Annotated in this window: 22 protein-coding genes; 6 read left to right on the top strand and 16 right to left on the bottom strand. The window is 61.8% G+C overall.

What is annotated here, in order from left to right; translation table 11 throughout:
- The 6 genes from MOV61_RS20855 to MOV61_RS20835 all read left to right on the top strand — a co-directional run.
- A partial coding sequence (locus MOV61_RS20855; protein ID WP_247137933.1) for a protein-disulfide reductase DsbD domain-containing protein occupies positions 1 to 736 on the top strand: 736 nt, incomplete at its 5' end.
- Between the two features lie 140 nt (positions 737 to 876).
- Positions 877 to 1,362, top strand: a complete 486-nt coding sequence (locus tag MOV61_RS20850; RefSeq protein ID WP_247137932.1) for a peroxiredoxin — start codon at positions 877 to 879, stop codon at positions 1,360 to 1,362.
- 164 nt (positions 1,363 to 1,526) lie between these two features.
- Positions 1,527 to 1,649 carry a hypothetical protein gene (locus MOV61_RS30355; RefSeq protein ID WP_258718945.1) on the top strand — a complete coding sequence of 41 codons (123 nt, stop codon included), beginning with the start codon at positions 1,527 to 1,529 and terminating at the stop codon, positions 1,647 to 1,649.
- A complete protein-coding gene (locus tag MOV61_RS20845) occupies positions 1,646 to 2,413 on the top strand; it encodes a metal ABC transporter ATP-binding protein (protein ID WP_247137931.1) in 768 nt (255 codons plus the stop codon). The genes MOV61_RS30355 and MOV61_RS20845 overlap by 4 nt, the downstream gene beginning before the upstream one ends.
- Entirely contained in the window at positions 2,410 to 3,282 is an 873-nt protein-coding gene (locus MOV61_RS20840) for a metal ABC transporter permease (RefSeq protein WP_247137930.1), read from the top strand. The genes MOV61_RS20845 and MOV61_RS20840 overlap by 4 nt, the downstream gene beginning before the upstream one ends.
- Positions 3,283 to 3,298: 16 nt before the next feature.
- Entirely contained in the window at positions 3,299 to 4,198 is a 900-nt protein-coding gene (locus tag MOV61_RS20835) for a metal ABC transporter solute-binding protein, Zn/Mn family (protein ID WP_247137929.1), read from the top strand.
- Positions 4,199 to 4,431: 233 nt separating this feature from the next.
- On the opposite strand, the gene MOV61_RS20830 is transcribed toward MOV61_RS20835, so the two are convergent.
- The 16 genes from MOV61_RS20830 to coxB all read right to left on the bottom strand — a co-directional run bounded on the left by MOV61_RS20830 (position 4,432) and on the right by coxB (position 16,267).
- Positions 4,432 to 4,740 carry a Dabb family protein gene (locus MOV61_RS20830; RefSeq protein WP_247137928.1) on the bottom strand — a complete coding sequence of 103 codons (309 nt, stop codon included), beginning with the start codon at positions 4,738 to 4,740 and terminating at the stop codon, positions 4,432 to 4,434.
- Between the two features lie 63 nt (positions 4,741 to 4,803).
- Entirely contained in the window at positions 4,804 to 5,613 is an 810-nt protein-coding gene (locus tag MOV61_RS20825; RefSeq protein WP_247137927.1) for an endonuclease/exonuclease/phosphatase family protein, read from the bottom strand.
- Positions 5,614 to 5,616: 3 nt separating this feature from the next.
- Positions 5,617 to 6,345: a bifunctional 2-polyprenyl-6-hydroxyphenol methylase/3-demethylubiquinol 3-O-methyltransferase UbiG gene (locus tag MOV61_RS20820; RefSeq protein ID WP_247137926.1), complete on the bottom strand. Its 729-nt coding sequence runs from the start codon at positions 6,343 to 6,345 to the stop codon at positions 5,617 to 5,619.
- A 24-nt stretch (positions 6,346 to 6,369) separates the two neighbouring features.
- Positions 6,370 to 6,810, bottom strand: a complete 441-nt coding sequence (gene rnhA / locus MOV61_RS20815; protein ID WP_247137925.1) for a ribonuclease HI — start codon at positions 6,808 to 6,810, stop codon at positions 6,370 to 6,372.
- The gene (locus tag MOV61_RS20810; protein ID WP_247137924.1) at positions 6,807 to 7,790 is read right to left on the bottom strand and encodes a homoserine kinase; all 984 of its coding nucleotides are present in this window, start codon (positions 7,788 to 7,790) and stop codon (positions 6,807 to 6,809) included. Before MOV61_RS20810 ends, rnhA begins: the two co-directional genes overlap by 4 nt.
- Positions 7,791 to 7,979: 189 nt before the next feature.
- A complete protein-coding gene (gene ispH / locus MOV61_RS20805; RefSeq protein ID WP_247039622.1) occupies positions 7,980 to 8,996 on the bottom strand; it encodes a 4-hydroxy-3-methylbut-2-enyl diphosphate reductase in 1,017 nt (338 codons plus the stop codon).
- A 4-nt stretch (positions 8,997 to 9,000) separates the two neighbouring features.
- Positions 9,001 to 9,366 (bottom strand): DUF1304 domain-containing protein, encoded by a 366-nt coding sequence (locus MOV61_RS20800; RefSeq protein WP_247039620.1) that lies wholly within the window; start codon positions 9,364 to 9,366, stop codon positions 9,001 to 9,003.
- Between the two features lie 68 nt (positions 9,367 to 9,434).
- A complete protein-coding gene (locus MOV61_RS20795; protein ID WP_408962410.1) occupies positions 9,435 to 10,196 on the bottom strand; it encodes an SURF1 family protein in 762 nt (253 codons plus the stop codon).
- Between the two features lie 3 nt (positions 10,197 to 10,199).
- Positions 10,200 to 10,493, bottom strand: a complete 294-nt coding sequence (locus tag MOV61_RS20790) for a helix-turn-helix domain-containing protein (RefSeq protein WP_247039618.1) — start codon at positions 10,491 to 10,493, stop codon at positions 10,200 to 10,202.
- Entirely contained in the window at positions 10,490 to 10,840 is a 351-nt protein-coding gene (locus MOV61_RS20785) for a type II toxin-antitoxin system RelE/ParE family toxin (RefSeq protein ID WP_247039616.1), read from the bottom strand. The genes MOV61_RS20790 and MOV61_RS20785 overlap by 4 nt, the downstream gene beginning before the upstream one ends.
- 86 nt (positions 10,841 to 10,926) lie before the next feature.
- Positions 10,927 to 11,802 carry a cytochrome c oxidase subunit 3 gene (locus MOV61_RS20780; RefSeq protein ID WP_038540634.1) on the bottom strand — a complete coding sequence of 292 codons (876 nt, stop codon included), beginning with the start codon at positions 11,800 to 11,802 and terminating at the stop codon, positions 10,927 to 10,929.
- 51 nt (positions 11,803 to 11,853) lie between these two features.
- A complete protein-coding gene (locus MOV61_RS20775) occupies positions 11,854 to 12,489 on the bottom strand; it encodes a cytochrome c oxidase assembly protein (protein ID WP_038548842.1) in 636 nt (211 codons plus the stop codon).
- 10 nt (positions 12,490 to 12,499) lie between these two features.
- Positions 12,500 to 12,640, bottom strand: coding sequence for a hypothetical protein (locus MOV61_RS20770; protein WP_247137935.1), 141 nt, complete (start codon positions 12,638 to 12,640; stop codon positions 12,500 to 12,502).
- Entirely contained in the window at positions 12,637 to 13,593 is a 957-nt protein-coding gene (locus tag MOV61_RS20765; RefSeq protein WP_247137923.1) for a heme o synthase, read from the bottom strand. Before MOV61_RS20765 ends, MOV61_RS20770 begins: the two co-directional genes overlap by 4 nt.
- Before the next feature lie 67 nt (positions 13,594 to 13,660).
- Positions 13,661 to 15,364 (bottom strand): cytochrome c oxidase subunit I, encoded by a 1,704-nt coding sequence (ctaD, locus tag MOV61_RS20760; protein ID WP_038540628.1) that lies wholly within the window; start codon positions 15,362 to 15,364, stop codon positions 13,661 to 13,663.
- 18 nt (positions 15,365 to 15,382) lie between these two features.
- Positions 15,383 to 16,267, bottom strand: coding sequence for a cytochrome c oxidase subunit II (gene coxB / locus MOV61_RS20755; RefSeq protein WP_046601497.1), 885 nt, complete (start codon positions 16,265 to 16,267; stop codon positions 15,383 to 15,385).
- Positions 16,268 to 16,773: the final 506 nt, after the last annotated feature.

The following is a 16,773-nucleotide window of genomic DNA, read 5'->3' as shown; positions in this document are numbered from 1 at the left end:
GAGCAACGAGGGCGGCCGCATGCGGATCGTGGCGATGCCGCCAGAGCCCGACGGCACGGTGCGCGGCGCGCTGCAGATCGAACCGAAAGCCGGCTGGATCACCTATTGGAAGGAGCCGGGCGATGCCGGCATTCCGCCGCAGATGGTGTTTTCCAAGGCAAGCGGCGTGACGCTGAGCAGCATGAGCTATCCCGTGCCGAAGCGGATCGACAATGGCAAACTGCGCGACATAGGCTACGACCATGCGGTCGCCCTGCCCTTCGAGCTGAAGATGGAAGATCCCGGCAAGCCCCTGAGCCTCGGCGCCTCCGCCTTCGTCGGTCTTTGCCGCAATATCTGTATTCCCTTCCAGGCGGAATTCTCGCTGCAGCTCGGGGCCGTCAAAGGCACGCCGGTCGAAGAGGCGATGATCCTCAATGCCGCGACTTCAAAACTCCCGGAAGCCCCATCGGACGATTTCGCCGTCACCCACTATGCGATGACGCAAGGGCGCGACAATTTGAGCCTGAAGCTGAAGCTGCCGCCCGGCAGCGTGGTGCCGCCGCAGGTGATCGTCACCGGTCCGCAGGGCCACGTGCTCTTCGACGGCGTCAACGGCCGGCGCGACGGCGACGCGTACGCGCTCGACATGCCGGTCGGCAAGCTGCCGAAGAATTACGACATCAGGGGCAAGCACTGGGGCATTCTCGTGATCGCTGGAAACCGGGCCATGGAAACCTCGCTCGCCTTCGAGTGACGTCACCTCCTGTTGATCGGACCTACCGCTGGAGACCCTGTTGCGTGCGGCCCTCTCCCTTGTCTTGTGCCAACTCCGCTCTATAGTGCGCCGCGAATGGCGGGCCTGAAACAGGCGCTCGCCCAACCGAGGAGAGCCCCATGACGATTGCCATCGGCGACAAACTTCCCCCAGCCAAGTTCAAGGAAAAGACCACGGACGGACCGGTGGAGATCACCACCGAACAGCTTTTCGACGGCAAGAAGGTCGTGCTTTTCGCCGTGCCCGGCGCCTTCACGCCCACCTGTACGCTGAACCACCTGCCGGGATATCTGGAAAATCGCGACACGATCCTTTCCAAGGGCGTGGACGATATCGCCGTTCTCTCGGTCAACGACTGGCATGTGATGGGCGCCTGGGCGACCCAGACGGGGGGCCTCGGCAAGATCCACTTCCTGGCCGACTGGGACGGCGCCTTCACCAAGGCGCTCGGCCTCGACGCCGACCTTTCCGCCGGCGGCCTCGGCGTGCGCTCCAAGCGTTATTCGATGCTGGTCGAAAACGGCGTCGTGAAGTCGCTCAACGTCGAGGAAAGCCCCGGTCAGGCCACCGTTTCCGGCGCCGCGGCGATGCTGGAACAGCTCTAAGCACGGATTTGTATTTCGTTTGAGGAGGGCGCCTGCAGGCGCCCTTTTTGTTTTCGAGAGTGCGAGGATGGGCCATGTCCACGGGACGCGCTTCCTCCTCCGCCATCTTTCTGCCATATTTGTTATAACATAACTGTAATGTTATTACATAAATGGCAGCTGCAATGGCACGATTTTCTCCCTCCTTCAGCCTTATCGGTAGTTCTAGTCTCGGCCGCCTCGTTTATGTCGCGCTGCTCCTCGGCCTGCTCTGGCTGGCGATCGAGTGGGCGGTGATGCTGCCGTGAGCGCCCTCCTTACGCTCGATAATCTCACGGTCACCTACGACCGTCATCCCGCCGTTCATCACGTATCGGGTTTCTTCCGGGTCGGCAGCCTGACTGCGATTGCCGGGCCGAACGGCGCCGGCAAATCGACGCTGATGAAGGCGATCATGGGCGAGTTGCGACCGGCGGAGGGGCGGCTGCAGCATCAGCTCATCCGCAGCGATTTCGGCTACCTGCCACAAGCCGCGGATATCAACCGGCGTTTTCCGATCTCCGTCCTCGATACGGTGCTGCTCGGCGCCTGGCGGCATACGGGGGCGTTCAAGGCGAACGGGCCGAAGGAATACGCCCAAGCGGCAGAGGCACTTGCGGCCGTCGGCCTTAGCGGTTTTGACCGGCGGCCGATCGGCTCGCTCTCGGCCGGGCAGTTCCAGCGGGTGTTGTTTGCGCGCCTCCTGCTTCAGGATGCCAAAGTCATCCTGCTCGACGAACCTTTTACGGCGATCGACGCGCGCACCACCCAGAACCTGCTCGACATCGTCGCGCACTGGCATGGCGAAGGCCGCACGGTGATCGCCGTGCTGCATGACCTCGAACAGGTGCGGACCCATTTTCCCGAGACCCTGCTGCTCGCCCGCGAGTGCATCGCCTGGGGGCCGACGGCGGAGGTGATGTCCGCCGGCAATCTTCTGAAGGCGCGGATGATGGCCGAGCGTTGGGACGACGGCGCCGGGATCTGTGAGCCGCCGGTCGGCGGCGCTTCGACCAACGGGGTTGTCGCATGAGCACCTACGATCTACTGATCGCGCCGTTTGCCGATTACGGCTTCATGCGCCGGGCGCTGGTCGCCTGCCTCTGCCTGGCGCTCGGCTCCGGACCGATCGGCGTTTTCCTGATGCTTCGGCGCATGAGCCTGATGGGCGATGCGATGAGCCATGCGGTGCTGCCGGGCGCGGCGATCGGCTACTTGGTCGCCGGTTCGCTGTCGCTGACCGCGATGGGGATCGGCGGACTTGTGGCGGGGCTTTCCGTGGCGCTGCTTTCCGGCGTGGTCAGCCGCGCCACGGTGCTGCAGGAAGACGCCAGCTTTGCGAGCTTTTACCTGACTTCGTTGGCTCTGGGCGTCTTGATCGTCTCGCTGCGCGGCTCCAACGTCGATCTCCTGCACGTACTGTTCGGCACCATTCTCGCCATCGACGGCCCCGCGCTCGTCCTCATCGGCTCGATCACATCGGTGACGCTGGTCATCCTGGCGATCGTCTACCGGCCGCTGGTGGCGGAATGTTTCGATCCGGGCTTCCTGCGCACCGTCGGCGGCCGCGGGCCGGTCTATCACGCGCTGTTCCTGCTGCTCGTCGTGCTCAACATGGTCGCGAGCTTCCAGGCGCTCGGCACGCTGATGGCGGTCGGGCTGATGATGCTGCCGGCAGCGATCGCGCAGCTTTGGGCCCGCAGCCTGACCGCGATGATGGCGCTTGCCGCCGCCGCGGCCGCTGTCTCCGGTTATGTCGGGCTGATCGCCTCCTACCATCTCGAACTCGCCTCCGGCCCGACGATCATCATGACGGCAGCGGTGATCTACGGCTTTTCCATCCTCTTCGCACCGTCCGGCCTTGCCCGGCGGCTCTTTCCCCGCCCGCATCTCGCAGGCTGACTTCAAGGAGACTTCGATGATATCCCGCAGACTGCTTCTCTCCGCCGCCGTTCCCGCCCTCATGGCCTTTTCCGCGGTGCCTGCCTTCGCGGACACGCTGAAAGTCGTCGCCTCCTTCACGGTGCTCGGCGATGTCGTCTCCCAGGTGGGGGGCAAACACGTGAAGGTGACGAACCTCGTCGGCCCGAACGGCGATCCCCATGAATTCGAGCCGTCGCCGGCGGATGCCAAGAACCTCAAGGCGGCGCAGGTGGCCTTTGTCAGCGGCGAAGGCCTGGAAGGCTGGATGGATCGGCTGATCACCGCATCGGGCTACAAGGGCAAGCCCATCGTCGTCTCGCAAGGCGTCAATACGCGCACCATGGACGAGGACGGCAAGACGGTGACCGATCCGCATGTCTGGAACAGCCCGGTCAACGTGAAGGTCTGGGTCGCCAATATCGAAAAGGCGCTGTCGGAGGCAGATGCGGCCGATGCCGGCGCCTTCAAGGCGAATGCCGAAGCCTATCTCCAGAAACTCGACGCGATGAACGCCTATGCGCATTCCAAGTTCGACGCGGTACCCGCCGACCGCCGCAAGGTGCTGACCAGCCACGACGCCTTCGGTTATTTCGGCCGCGAATACAATGTCAGCTTCCGGGCGCCGCTCGGCCTCTCGACCGAAACGGAAGCCTCTGCCGCCGACGTCGCCAAACTGATCGAGCAGATCAAGGCCGAGGGGGTGAAAACCTATTTCCTCGAAAATTCCAACGATCCGCGGCTGGTGAAGCAGATCGCCAAGGCGACGGCTGCCCAGCCGGGCGGCGAGCTTTATGTCGAATCGCTCTCGGATGCCAAGGGACCGGCGCCGACCTATGAAAAGATGTTTCGCTACAATGTCGACCAGATCGCCGCGGCGATGGCGAAATCGAGCTGACGCGCCTGGCTGAGCGGGCCGTTTGTCCAGCGGCATGTCCCCATCTCAACCCTCATCCCTGTGCTCGTCACAGGGATCCAGCAGCGCCGCGTCTGCGGCGCGGTTGATTCTCTCCAGCCCAAGGACTTGGGCTGACTGGATTCCTGTGACGAGCACAGGAATGAGGGGAGTACGGGACGGCGGCACCGTTCAACATCTAACGTTAGCAGGCAAAACGCCGCGAGCTATCTGTCTCACACAGCCATATCGAAAACCAGAAGCCCCGACAGCCCGCCGTCGGCGGAACCGATGATCCGATCGCCGACAGCTATGTGGTCCGGATGGACGAGATAGGCGTCGCGGGCCTCCGGGTTCTCGAAAGTCACGATGAAACCGTCGAGAAAGCCGCCGTTCAGGCCTTCCGGGGAGACGTTCTGGCCGAATTTGACATCGACGATGCCGGGCGTGACGTTCCTGAGCGCTGCAACAGCATCATAGACCGACTGTTTTTCGGCCTGCTGGATGGCCGCCTTGAAGCGGATGAATACGCAATGCAGGATCATGGACCGACCTCCCCGAGTTGTCTGCGGCAGAATAGTGGCTGATGCTGCGAGCGCAACAGCGGCTCAGGCGATTTCCAGAAGAAGCGCACGGTGGTCGGAAACTTCCGGCTCGGCGACCACATCGAAATTCTCGACCTTCACATCCGGGGTCACCAGCAGGTAGTCCGCATAACGGCCGTCCTTCGGATACCAGGAGGTGCGGGTGTCGGTGAAGCCACGGGTGGTGACGAGATCGGTGAGGCCGAGTTTTCCGAGAATGGCGAAGGTCTCGCTGCCGGGAAGCAGATTGAGATCGCCGCAGACGACCAGCGGTTCACCCGGCTGCCGGATCTTCTCGATCAGCGCGACGAGAGCATGAGCCTGGGCCAATCGGGCCGGCGTATCGTCCTTGCCTGAGAGATCCCGCAGGCCGTGCATCTGAACGATGGTCATCGCCGAGCCGGTATCATGGCGAAAAATCCGCAAGCCATGGGCGTTGCGGGGACGCGGATGGTCGCCGAAGCCGGAAAGCGGGAAGTCGCCGTGGATGAAACCCTGCGCCTGGCCGATCACCGACAGGTCCTGCCGGACAAAGGTGGCTAGCCCCCATTCGGACATCACCTGGCGATCGCCGTCGTAAAGGGGGCCACGCGCGGCAGGGGCGAAAAACGCCCGGTGCCCGGGCATGATCTCCGTCACGTCCTCCAGCAGGCTGGCACGCTGGGGCAACTCGAAATTGCCTTCGCGAAAGGTCAGCCAACCGCCGTCATATGACGCGACATGGGTGACTTCCTGGAGGCAGAGCACGTCCGGAGCCGCATCTCTCAGATACTGCATCAGCGGCGCATGCACGCGGCCGCCCCAGGCGTTGAGGGAGATCAGGCGCAAGGTCATCGCTCAGCGCTCCGCGGAAACCATGAGGATCATCGGACGGTCCATCTCCTCGGCAAGTGCCGGATTGGCGGCAAGCTGATCCGGCGAGGGATGCCATTCGACGACGCGGCCGATGGCAAAACCGCCATCGATCAGCGTATTCAGCGTCGTGCCGATGGTGCGGTGATATTTGACGACGCCCTTGGCGAGCCAGTCGGTCGTGCGCCGACCCTCGACCGAATAGCCATCCACCGGCCAGAATCTCTGGCCCGCTTCATCCGTCCGCCAGCCGGGATTTTGGGAAGCCATATAGATCGGGTGTTCGATGGTGAAAACAAATTTTCCGCCCGGCACGAGGGCGGAATGAACCTCGGCCACCAGCCGACCGAAATCTTCCAGGTAATGGAAGGCGAGCGAGCTGTAGGCGAGATCGAAGGCTGCCGTGGGCAGTTCGACCCGCTCCAGATCGGCGATTTCATAAGTGATGGCCGGATGAGCGTTTTCCGTCCGAGCCTTGGCGATCATGTTTTCCGAGAGGTCGAGGCCGAGCACGGAGGCGGCGCCCTCCGCCGCCGTAAAACGCGAGAACCAGCCGAAACCGCAGCCGAGATCGACGACGCGCAGGCCGGTCATCTCAGGCAGCAACGTCCTGATCATCGGCCATTCGGCGGCGCCGGCCAGCCCATGGACCGAGCGGCCGAGCTGGCTGTAGCCTTCGAAGAATTCCGGCGTGTCATAGACGTTCTGAGCCATCGATCCCCTCCCCTGCTTGGGCGACTACTTCTTCTTGAACGGTGCCATGCCGAGGCGGGCAAGCTCGTCGGCGCGCTCGTTTTCCGGATGGCCGGCATGGCCCTTCACCCAGTGGAGCGTCACCTTGTGCTTGTTGCGCGCTTCCTCCAGCTGCTGCCAGAGTTCGGCATTCTTCACCGGCTTCTTGTCGGCGGTCTTCCAGCCGTTCTTCTTCCAACCGAAGATCCATTTGGAAATGCCGTCCATCACATATTTGCTGTCGGTGTGAAGGTTGACTTCGCACGGGGTTTTCAGCGCGTTCAGCGCGGAGATCGCCGCCATCAGCTCCATTCGGTTGTTGGTCGTCTCGGCCTCGCCGCCGAACATTTCCTTTTCCGTCTCGCCATAACGCAGGATGGCGCCCCAGCCGCCCGGGCCGGGATTGCCGGAACAGGCGCCGTCGGTGAAAATCTCTATCTGCTTCATGATGCGGACAATCTTTCCTCGGTCAGCCCGTATTCGCTGGCCGATATGATTTGGCGGTGGAAGCGCAGCTTGCGCAGATATTCGAGCGGATCCTTCTTGACCACCAGCGCGCCGGCCGGCGTCGTCAGCCAGTCGTAGAGCCTCGTCAGGAAGAACCGCAGCGCCGAACCGCGGGCGAGGATCGGCAGGGCCTCGATCTCGGCTTTATCAAGCGGACGGACACTCTGGTAACCTTCGAGCAGCGCCTGGCCCTTGGTGAGACTGTAGGCGCCGTCCTTTTCGAAACACCAGGCATTCAGGCAGATCGAGACGTCATAGGCGAGCAGGTCGTTGCAGGCGAAATAGAAGTCGATCAGGCCGGACAGCTCGTCGCCCAGGAAGAAGACATTATCCTGGAAGAGATCCGCATGGATGACGCCAGCGGCCAAGTCCTTCGGCCAGTTCCGGTCCAGATGATCCAGTTCCGAGGAAATCTCGTCCTGCAGGCCGGTTTCGACCTCGTCGGCGCGTGCTGCGGACTTTTCCCAAAGCGTCTTCCAGCCCTCGACGGAAAGCGAGTTCGGGCGTATCAGCTCGAAATCCTGGCCGGAGAGGTGCATCCGGGCAAGCGCCTTTCCGACCTCGCGGCAATGTTTCGCCTCCGGCTTCCTCAGCCACATGCCTTCGAGGAAGGAGATCAGCGCGGCGGGCCGGCCGGACAGGGTGCCGTAGAGATTTCCGTCGTTGCGCGGCAGGGGCAGCGGGCAGGACAGGCCGCCGGCCGCCAGATGCTGCATCAGGCCGAGGAAAAACGGCAGATCACGCTCGTCCGTCCGCTTTTCGTAAAGCGTCAGGATCAGCGGATCACGGGTGGTGTGCAGCAGGAAATTCGAATTCTCGACGCCCTCTGCTATCCCCTTGTAGGAGGTTAGTTCGCCGACATCGTATTCAGTCAGGAACTGCTTCAGGTCGTCTTCGGTGATATCGGTATAAACGGCCAAGGTGGTCTCACGGTGCGTGGGAAAACAGAGTATTCAGTTCAAGGGCACACCCCCCTCTGTCACTTCGTGACATCTCCCCCTCAAGGGGGGAGATCATTGGGAGGATGCCGCCCCGGCTCCTTGCCGATCTCCCCCCTTGAGGGGGAGATGCCCGGCAGGGCAGAGGGGGGTGCTCCAGGCCACACTCGCTCACGCTCGCGCTCCATTCACCCAGGCCATATCGTCGACCGTCAAAGGCACGTTGCGCAGCTCGCGGTTGACGAGGAAGTTTTCGGTTTCCTCCGCGGTGATCGCCAGTTCGATCTCGGCGTCGAAACGGTCCTTGAAGGCGGCAATGATCTCGTCGACGATGACTTCGGGGGCCGATGCGCCGGCGGAGAGGCCGAGCGTGCCGATGCGGCCGATCTCGTCCCAGTTCAGTTCCGAGGCGCGCTGCACCAGGAGGGAGCGCTTGGCCCCTGCCCGGAGCGCCACTTCGACCAGCCGCTTGGAGTTCGACGAGTTCGGTGCGCCGACGACGATGAAGAGGTCGCAGCCGGGAGCTGCTTCCTTCACCGCTTCCTGGCGGTTGGTGGTGGCGTAGCAGATGCTGTCGGCGGAAGGCGCGGTGAGGTTCGGGAAACGCTCCTGCAGCTTGGCGATGACGCCTGCGGTGTCGTCGACCGAGAGCGTCGTCTGGGTGACATAGCCGAGATTGTCGGGATCCTCGGGAATGTAGGCTTCCGCATCGGCGATCGTATCGATCAGCGACACCGTGCCCGGCGGCAGCTGGCCCATCGTGCCGATCACTTCCGGATGACCGGCATGACCGATCAGCACTACGTGGCGACCGAGGCGCTGGTGGCGCATCGCCTGCTTGTGGACTTTCGATACTAGTGGGCAGGTGGCATCGAGATAAAAGAGATTGCGGGCCTCAGCATCCTCGGGCACCGATTTGGGCACGCCGTGGGCGGAAAACACCACCGGCTGCTCGCGATGTTCGGCCGGGATCTCGTCCAGTTCCTCGACGAAAATCGCGCCCTTGGCTTCCAGCCCCTCGACCACATAACGGTTGTGGACGATCTCGTGGCGAACATAGACCGGGGCGCCATACTCCTTCAGCGCCAGCACGACGATCTGGATCGCCCGGTCGACGCCGGCGCAGAAACCGCGCGGGCCGCAGAGGCGGATCTTGAGCGGGCTTTTTTCTAGAATGGATGATGCCATCAAATCAGGACGCCAGGACTGTCAACACGAGAGCGAGAATGGCCGGACCGCCCTGGATGAGCAGGATGCGCGGCTTGACCGACCACGCGCCATATATAGCGGCAATGATGACGCACACAAGAAAGAAGAGCTTCAGTTGGAAGGCGAAGACGGGATCGGCCTGTAGCAGCGACCAGAAAAGGCCGGCCGCCAGGAAGCCGTTGTAGAGCCCCTGATTGGCGGCGAGAACCTTCGTCGCCGCGGCCTGTTCCGGCGACATGCGGAACACTTTCCGGCCGGTCGGGCCGGTCCAGAGGAACATTTCGAGGACCAGAAACCCGACATGCAGAAGCGCGGTCAGCGCTACAAAAATATTCGCCAGAAGTGTCATAACGTCGCCCCGATTCCCGCAACTCTCTGCCAAGGCTATCGCAATTGCGGATCTCAGGCCATGCGGGCTCAGACGCGCTTGCGGCGAAAAACCATGCCGATAACGACCGCGACCAGGGCCGCCGCCAGACCGTACCAGGTGACGGCATATTGCAGGTGGCTGTTCGGCAAGTCGAACTGAGTGACGCCGCCCTTCGGCCAGCCGCCCGGATTGGCGACCGACGCATCGGCATCCACGAAGAACTGCACGACCTTGGAAGCGTCGATGCCGGTGGTCGAGGCCATGGCATCGAGATCCTTCCAGTAGAAGATGTTCTTCGCCAGATCGTTGTCCGGCACGATCGAGGACGGCTTTTCGCCGAGCCGCACGCGGGCGTAACCGGTAACGGTCTGCTGGCCGGCAACCTCTCCGGCGGCGCGGGTCTTCGGGTCCTTCATCTCGTAAGGCACGAAACCGCGGTTGACGAACAGGACGCGGCCATCGGCAAGCGTCATCGGCGTATAGACGTAGAACCCGGTCTGGCCGTTGAAGGTCGCGAAGAAATGCCGTTCCTTCGGGTGGTCGAACGTGCCGGTGACCGAGACGCGGCGATATTCGATATCACCGCCGGATTTTTGCATTGCTTCGATGCCGGAAAGCTGGACGGGTGCAGCCGCCCGCCGCTCGGCGATATCGGCGAGCAGCCCTTCCTTCCAATGCAGCCGCTCCACCTGCCAGGTTCCGAGCGACAGGAGGATGACCAGCGCCGCCAGCACCACGCCGACAGTCGCAATCATCCGGCCGCGGCCGCGGGCCGGCGTTTCAGGCCTGGTCTTCGTCTGAATGTTCATGGATCAAACCAGTTCGATGCGAAGCGTTCTTCCGACAGCCGCGGCGGCGCGGCGGAGCGTGAGCAACGTGACGGACGGATAATGCGGATCGAGCAGCCGATCGAGTTGCTGGCGGCTGGAATGCATACGTTCCGCCATGGCCTTCTTCGTCAGCCCCTTCTCAGCCATCGCCGTCCGAACCTGATCGGCGATCACCTGTTTCAGGGCAACCGCCTCGGTTTCCTCCAAGAGACCGTCGGCGTCGAGGAAGTCATCGAAGCTTTCGGTTCTGTCGACATAGCCTTTCGCGTCGTTCATGCGTCTATCTCTCTTTTTCGTTTCAAGGCCAGATCGATGTCCTGCGCCGGCGTCTTTTGCGTTTTCTTTTCGAACCCGTGCAGCAGGATCATTTCTTCCTCATGAATGAAGAAGATCACTCTTGCGATGCGGCCCGAAGACAGGTTGCTTCGAACTTCCCACAGAGCATGACCGAGCGACCGGCAATAGGGCATTCCGAGCGGCCATCCGAATTCGACGCGCTGGATATCGATGCCGATCTGCCGTCGGTCTTCGCGGGAAAGCTCCATCAGCCAATCGCGGACGGGCTTACGGCCGCTTCCGGTCGCATAAAACCGCCCGACAATCTTCTTCAGCACCCCAACCATCCAACATCAATGTAACAAATTTGGGACATTCCGCAAAAGAAAAAGGGCGGCTCGTCGCCGCCCTCTCCGAATTCATATCGACCCGATCAATGGGCCAGCGGCGCACCCCAGCCACCCCAGACGTAGATGGCGAAGAACAGGAAGAGCCAGACCACGTCGACGAAGTGCCAGTACCAGGCGGCGGCTTCGAAGCCGAAATGCTTGGTGGGCGTGAAGCCTCCGGCAACCGCGCGCAGCAGGCAGACCAGCAGGAAGATCGTGCCGATCAGCACGTGGAACCCGTGGAAGCCAGTCGCCATGAAGAAAGTCGCACCGTAGATCGAGTTCGAGAACGCGAATGGAGCGTGCATGTACTCGTAAGCCTGGACGCTGGAGAACAGGATGCCAAGCGCAACGGTGAGCGCCAGGCCGGTGACCAGGCCCTTGCGGTCGCCGTGTAGCAGCGCATGGTGAGCCCAGGTGACGCAGGTGCCCGACAAAAGCAGGATGACGGTATTGTAGATTGGCAGGTGCCAGGGATCGAGGACCTCGACACCCTTTGGCGGCCACTGACCGCCGAGGAACTCGACACGGGTCGCCTGGATCGCCTCGTTGGCATAGAGGCTGGCATCGAAAAAGGCCCAGAACCAGGCGACGAAGAACATCACTTCGGAAGCGATGAACATGATCATGCCGTAGCGCAGGTGCAGCGAAACGACGCGGGTATGGGCGCCTGCATCGCCTTCCTTGATCGTGTCCGACCACCAGCCGATCATCGTGTAGAGGATGATCGCAAGACCGATGAAGAAGAGCCACGGCGTGGCAAGGTTCAGGCCGAAGATATGGAACTGGCCGCCATGCAGATAACGCATGTAACCGACGCCACCAAAGGTGATGATGAAGGCGCCGATCGAAGCCAGGATCGGCCACGGGCTCGGATCGATGATGTGGTAGTCGTGATTTTTCTGATGCGCGTCGGCCATGTCAGAATCCCCGGATGAATGCCTGCTTCGCCGGAAAACCGGCGAACCCTCTTAAAGTTTCCCCACGCCTGTGTTCTGGGTACCCGTCTTCTGGGCGCCCGCCTTCTGGCCTTCCGGCAGAGCGGCGACCGGTTTGCTCGGCTCGCTCGGATAGAAGGTGTAGGACAGAGTGATCGTCTTGATGTTCTTGGTCTCTTGGGCCGTGGCGAACTCCGGGTCAACGAAGAACACCACCGGCATCTGGACCGACTGGCCGGGCTGCAGCGTCTGCTCCGTGAAGCAGAAGCACTCGACCTTGTTGAAATAGGCGCCCGCTTCCATCGGCGTGACGTTGAAGACGGCGCTGCCCGTCGTCGGCTTCGACGATCGATTGGTGGCGCTATATTCGATCTGCACGGTCTCGCCGATCTTCGGGCTGACTGCCTTGGCGGGCTTGAACTCCCAGTTCAGGCCCGGCGAAATGTTGGCGTCGAACGTCACCTGGATCGACTTGTTCAAGATCTTGTCGGAATACTGCTCGACGCGCTGGGTGGTGCCGTTATAGCCGGTGACCTGGCAGAACAGCCGGTAGAGCGGCACGGATGCATAGGCGGCGCCGACCATGCCTGCCACAAAAACAGCGCAGCCGGCGAAGATCGCGGCGTTGCTCACCCGTTTTGCCTGACCGTTCTGAATTCCGTCCGCCATCGGTTCCACCCTAGTTCCCGACCCCGCCGATTTTCACCAGCGTCATGATGTAGAAGAGGACCACAAGCCCGGCCAAAACCAGACCGAGCGCGATATTGCGGTTGCGGCGCGACTTCCTCTGGGCTTCGTTGAGCTTGACTGTCTCGATCACAGCAAACCTCCCAGGAGGTGCGGCAGTCCCGCCAGCAGCCGGTCGGCCAGCAGGCCCGAGAAGATCGCAAAGAGATAGATGATCGAATAGGCGAACATCTTCTTCGCCGGCATCATCTTTTCGTCGCCGTCTGGCATGCGCCGGACGGCGATGGAACAGATGACGAAGATCGCGCCGAGCACGGCGGCGAAGATGCCGTAACCGAGGCCGGCAAGACCGGTGAGGGTGGGAGCGACCGCAATGACAGCGGTCAGCACAGCATAGACGATCATCTGGTTCTTGGTGGAGGCTTCGCCTGCAACATTCGGCATCATCGGCACGCCGACCGAGCCGTAGTCGCGCATCTTGAAGAGCGCGAGCGCCCAGAAATGTGCTGGCGTCCACAGGAAGATGATCAGGAACAGAAGAATGCTGTCGAGCGATACGCCGCCCGTCACGCAGGCCCAGCCGATCATCGGCGGGAAAGCGCCGGAAGCGCCGCCGATGACGATGTTTTGCGGCGTCGAACGCTTCAGCCACATCGTGTAGACGACGGCGTAAAAGAAGATCGTGAAGGCGAGCAGGCCGGCTGAAAACCAGTTGACCGCGAGGCCAAGGATGACCACCGAAAAGACCGAAAGCGTCAGGCCGAAGGCGAGCGCTTCCTCGGGCAGGATGCGACCGGCCGGGATCGGGCGCTTGGCGGTGCGGCTCATAATGGCGTCGATATCGGCGTCATACCACATGTTGAGCGCACCGGAGGCGCCAGCGCCGACCGCGATGCAGAGAATGGAAATCACGCCGAGGACCGGATTGATCTGACCTGGCGCCAGAATGAGGCCGGCGAATGCGGTGAAGACCACGAGCGACATCACCCGGGGCTTCAGGAGCTCGAAGAAATCGCGCGCGCTCGCTTCCGAGAGGCGCGAGCCTCCATCGGTGCCGAGAGCGTCGTGATTGTCCATAACCGTCATTGAACCGTCCTGTTTGGTATTTCAAGGCATCGCGCTGCCGCGATGCCCTTCTTCAAAGATGAACCGCTTACTTGACGCGCGGCAGCTGTTCCCACTGGTGGTACGGCGGCGGCGAAGAAAGCTGCCATTCCAGCGTCGTCGCGCCTTCGCCCCATGGATTGTCGCCGGCAACGCGCTTCTTTGCGAAGGCTTCCCAGACGCCGAAGAGGAAGATCAGCACGCCGACGAAGGAGATGTAGGAGCCGACGGAGGAAACGTAGTTCCAACCGGCAAATGCATCCGGATAGTCGATGTAGCGGCGCGGCATGCCGGCGAGGCCGAGGAAATGCTGCGGGAAGAACACCAGGTTCACACCGATGAACATGACCCAGAAGTGCAGCTTGCCGATGAACTCGTTGTACATGTAGCCGAACATCTTCGGGAACCAGTAATACCAGGCCGCGAAGATGGCGAAGACCGCGCCGAGCGACAGAACGTAGTGGAAGTGGGCCACGACGTAATAGGTATCATGCAGCGACCGGTCGAGGCCGGCATTGGCGAGCTGAACGCCCGTGACGCCGCCGACGGTGAACAGGAAGATGAAGCCGATTGCCCAGATCATCGGGGTGGAGAAGGTCAAGGAGCCGCCCCACATCGTCGCGATCCAGGAGAAGATCTTGATGCCGGTCGGGACGGCAATGACCATCGTCGCGAAGACGAAGTAACGCTGCGTGTCGAGCGACATGCCGACCGTGTACATGTGGTGGGCCCAGACGATGAAGCCGACGGCGCCGATCGCGACCATGGCATAGGCCATGCCGAGATAACCGAAGACGGGCTTCTTCGAGAAGGTCGAAACGATATGGCTGATGATGCCGAAGCCGGGCAGGATCAGGATGTAGACTTCCGGATGACCGAAGAACCAGAACAGGTGCTGGAACAGGATCGGGTCGCCGCCGCCTTCCGGAGAGAAGAAGGTGGTGCCGAAGTTGCGGTCGGTCAGAAGCATGGTGATGGCGCCCGCCAGGACCGGCAGCGAAAGCAGCAGCAGGAAGGCGGTAACCAGAACCGACCAGGCGAAGAGCGGCATCTTGTGCAGCGTCATGCCCGGAGCGCGCATGTTGAGGATCGTGGTGATGAAGTTGATCGCACCGAGGATCGAGGACGCGCCGGCGACATGCAGCGCGAAGATCGCCAGGTCGACTGCCGGTCCCGGATTGCCCGCAGTCGAGAGCGGCGGATACATGGTCCAGCCGCCACCGACGCCATAGGCGCCTGCCGGGCCCTCGACGAACATCGACAGCAGCAGCAGCAGGAAGGCCGGAACGATCAGCCAGAAGGAGATGTTGTTCAGGCGCGGGAAAGCCATGTCCGGTGCGCCGATCATGATCGGCACCATCCAGTTGGCGAAACCGCCGATCATCGCCGGCATGACCATGAAGAAGATCATGATCAGTGCGTGAGCGGTGGTGAACATGTTGAACATCTGCTTGCCGCCATCGATCGCGGCGTCGCCTTCGTAGCCGTAGACTATCGCGGCCAGGCCGTGGAAGATCTGGATGCCAGGCTCCTGCAGCTCCATGCGCATGGCAACGGAAAGAAGGCCGCCGATGATGCCCGCAATGATCGCGAAGATCAGGTAGAGCGTGCCGATGTCCTTGTGGTTGGTCGAAAACAGCCAGCGGGCAGCAAAGCCCGGCTTATGCGAATGATCATGATGATCGTCGTGAGCATGCGCATCGTGAGAGGTGCGAGCCTGAGCGTGATCGTCGTGAGCGGAATGTCCAGCCATTGTCCTCACTCCCCTTGATTACTTGGATTCGTTTGCGGCGACGGCGAAGTTGCCGGCCGGCTTGTCGACGGCTGCCATCAGGCCCTTGTAGGCGCCCGGCAGGTCGGTCGCAGCAGCAGCGAGCCAAGCCTTGTACTTGTCTTCAGACACGACGCGGATGGCGATCGGCATGAAGGCATGGTCCTTGCCGCAAAGCTCGGAGCACTGGCCATAATAGAGGCCTTCGTTCTCGGCCTTGAACCAGGTTTCGTTGAGGCGACCCGGAACGGCGTCGATCTTGATGCCGAAAGCCGGCATGGCGAAGGCATGGATAACGTCGGACGGAGCGGCCGTCACCAGCATGCGCACGGTCTTGTTGACCGGGATGATCAGTTCGTTATCGACGGCCAGCAGCTTCGGATAGACGGCGAGATCGGTCTTGCCGGCGCTCGCGCGATCGGGATCCTTCAGCAGGTACGAATCGAAGGCGACCGGGGTCTGCATGCCTTCATATTCATAGTTCCACTGCCACTGGGTGGCAGTGGCCTTGACGGTCATGTCCGAGTCCGGAATTTCGAGCTGGGCATTCAACAGGTTGAAGGAGGGGATGGCGAGGAAGAAGAGAATGAGAACCGGGCCAAGCGTCCAGATGATCTCGATCGCCGTATTGTGGCTGACGCGCGACGGCACCGGATTGGCGCTCGCACGGAACTTCACCGCGACGACGACCAGCAGCGCCAGGACCAGCAACGTCACCGGCACGATGAACCACAGGGTATAATGGTTGAACCAGCGGATCTGGTGCATGATCGGCGTTGCTGCCGCCTGGAAATCAATCTGCCACGGATGCGGCTGGTCCGCAAAACCTGCGGAAGCAAAGAGCAGACAGATGAGCGCCGTCATCACTGCAAAAGCCCTGTTCATCACTACATATCTCCCCATGCGTCTGATCTCGATCAAACCGAACGCAGAATCCAAGCTATATGGTCTGCTTCAATCACAGTTTGCCTGCCGCCGCAATATCTGGCGGGAAAAGCCCGTGCGGCATTTTTGCGCCTCCCGGAGAAGCCCGAAATCGTGCCATAATGATAGGCTATAGAGTCCCTTTTTGGGGGCGTTCGGCCCGTATTCCATAGGCCTTCCACACTTTCGGCGGCCTTACTATAGCCCCTGCGCCGACCAAAATCCGGCGATTTCTTTATAATAGTGTCGGTGGCGCCACTGGCCCGGGCCGAGTCCCATTTTCGCCGTACTCCACTGGAAAGAGGTCAGGGCTTTTCATTTCGCCCGGCGAACGCCAAGAATAGCCGCACTGATTCGTCTTCCAGAGGTTTCCATGGGTCGTCCCTCCCTGATCTGCGCCGGTCTCGCCGTGATGCTTGCAGCCGCCGTTTCGCTTCCCGCGTTCGCGCAGCAGCCGCAGCCCGCCC

This window comes from Neorhizobium sp. BETTINA12A, from assembly GCF_023006485.1.
Classification (GTDB): domain Bacteria; phylum Pseudomonadota; class Alphaproteobacteria; order Rhizobiales; family Rhizobiaceae; genus Neorhizobium.
This window is presented reverse-complemented; position numbering and strand designations above follow the sequence as displayed.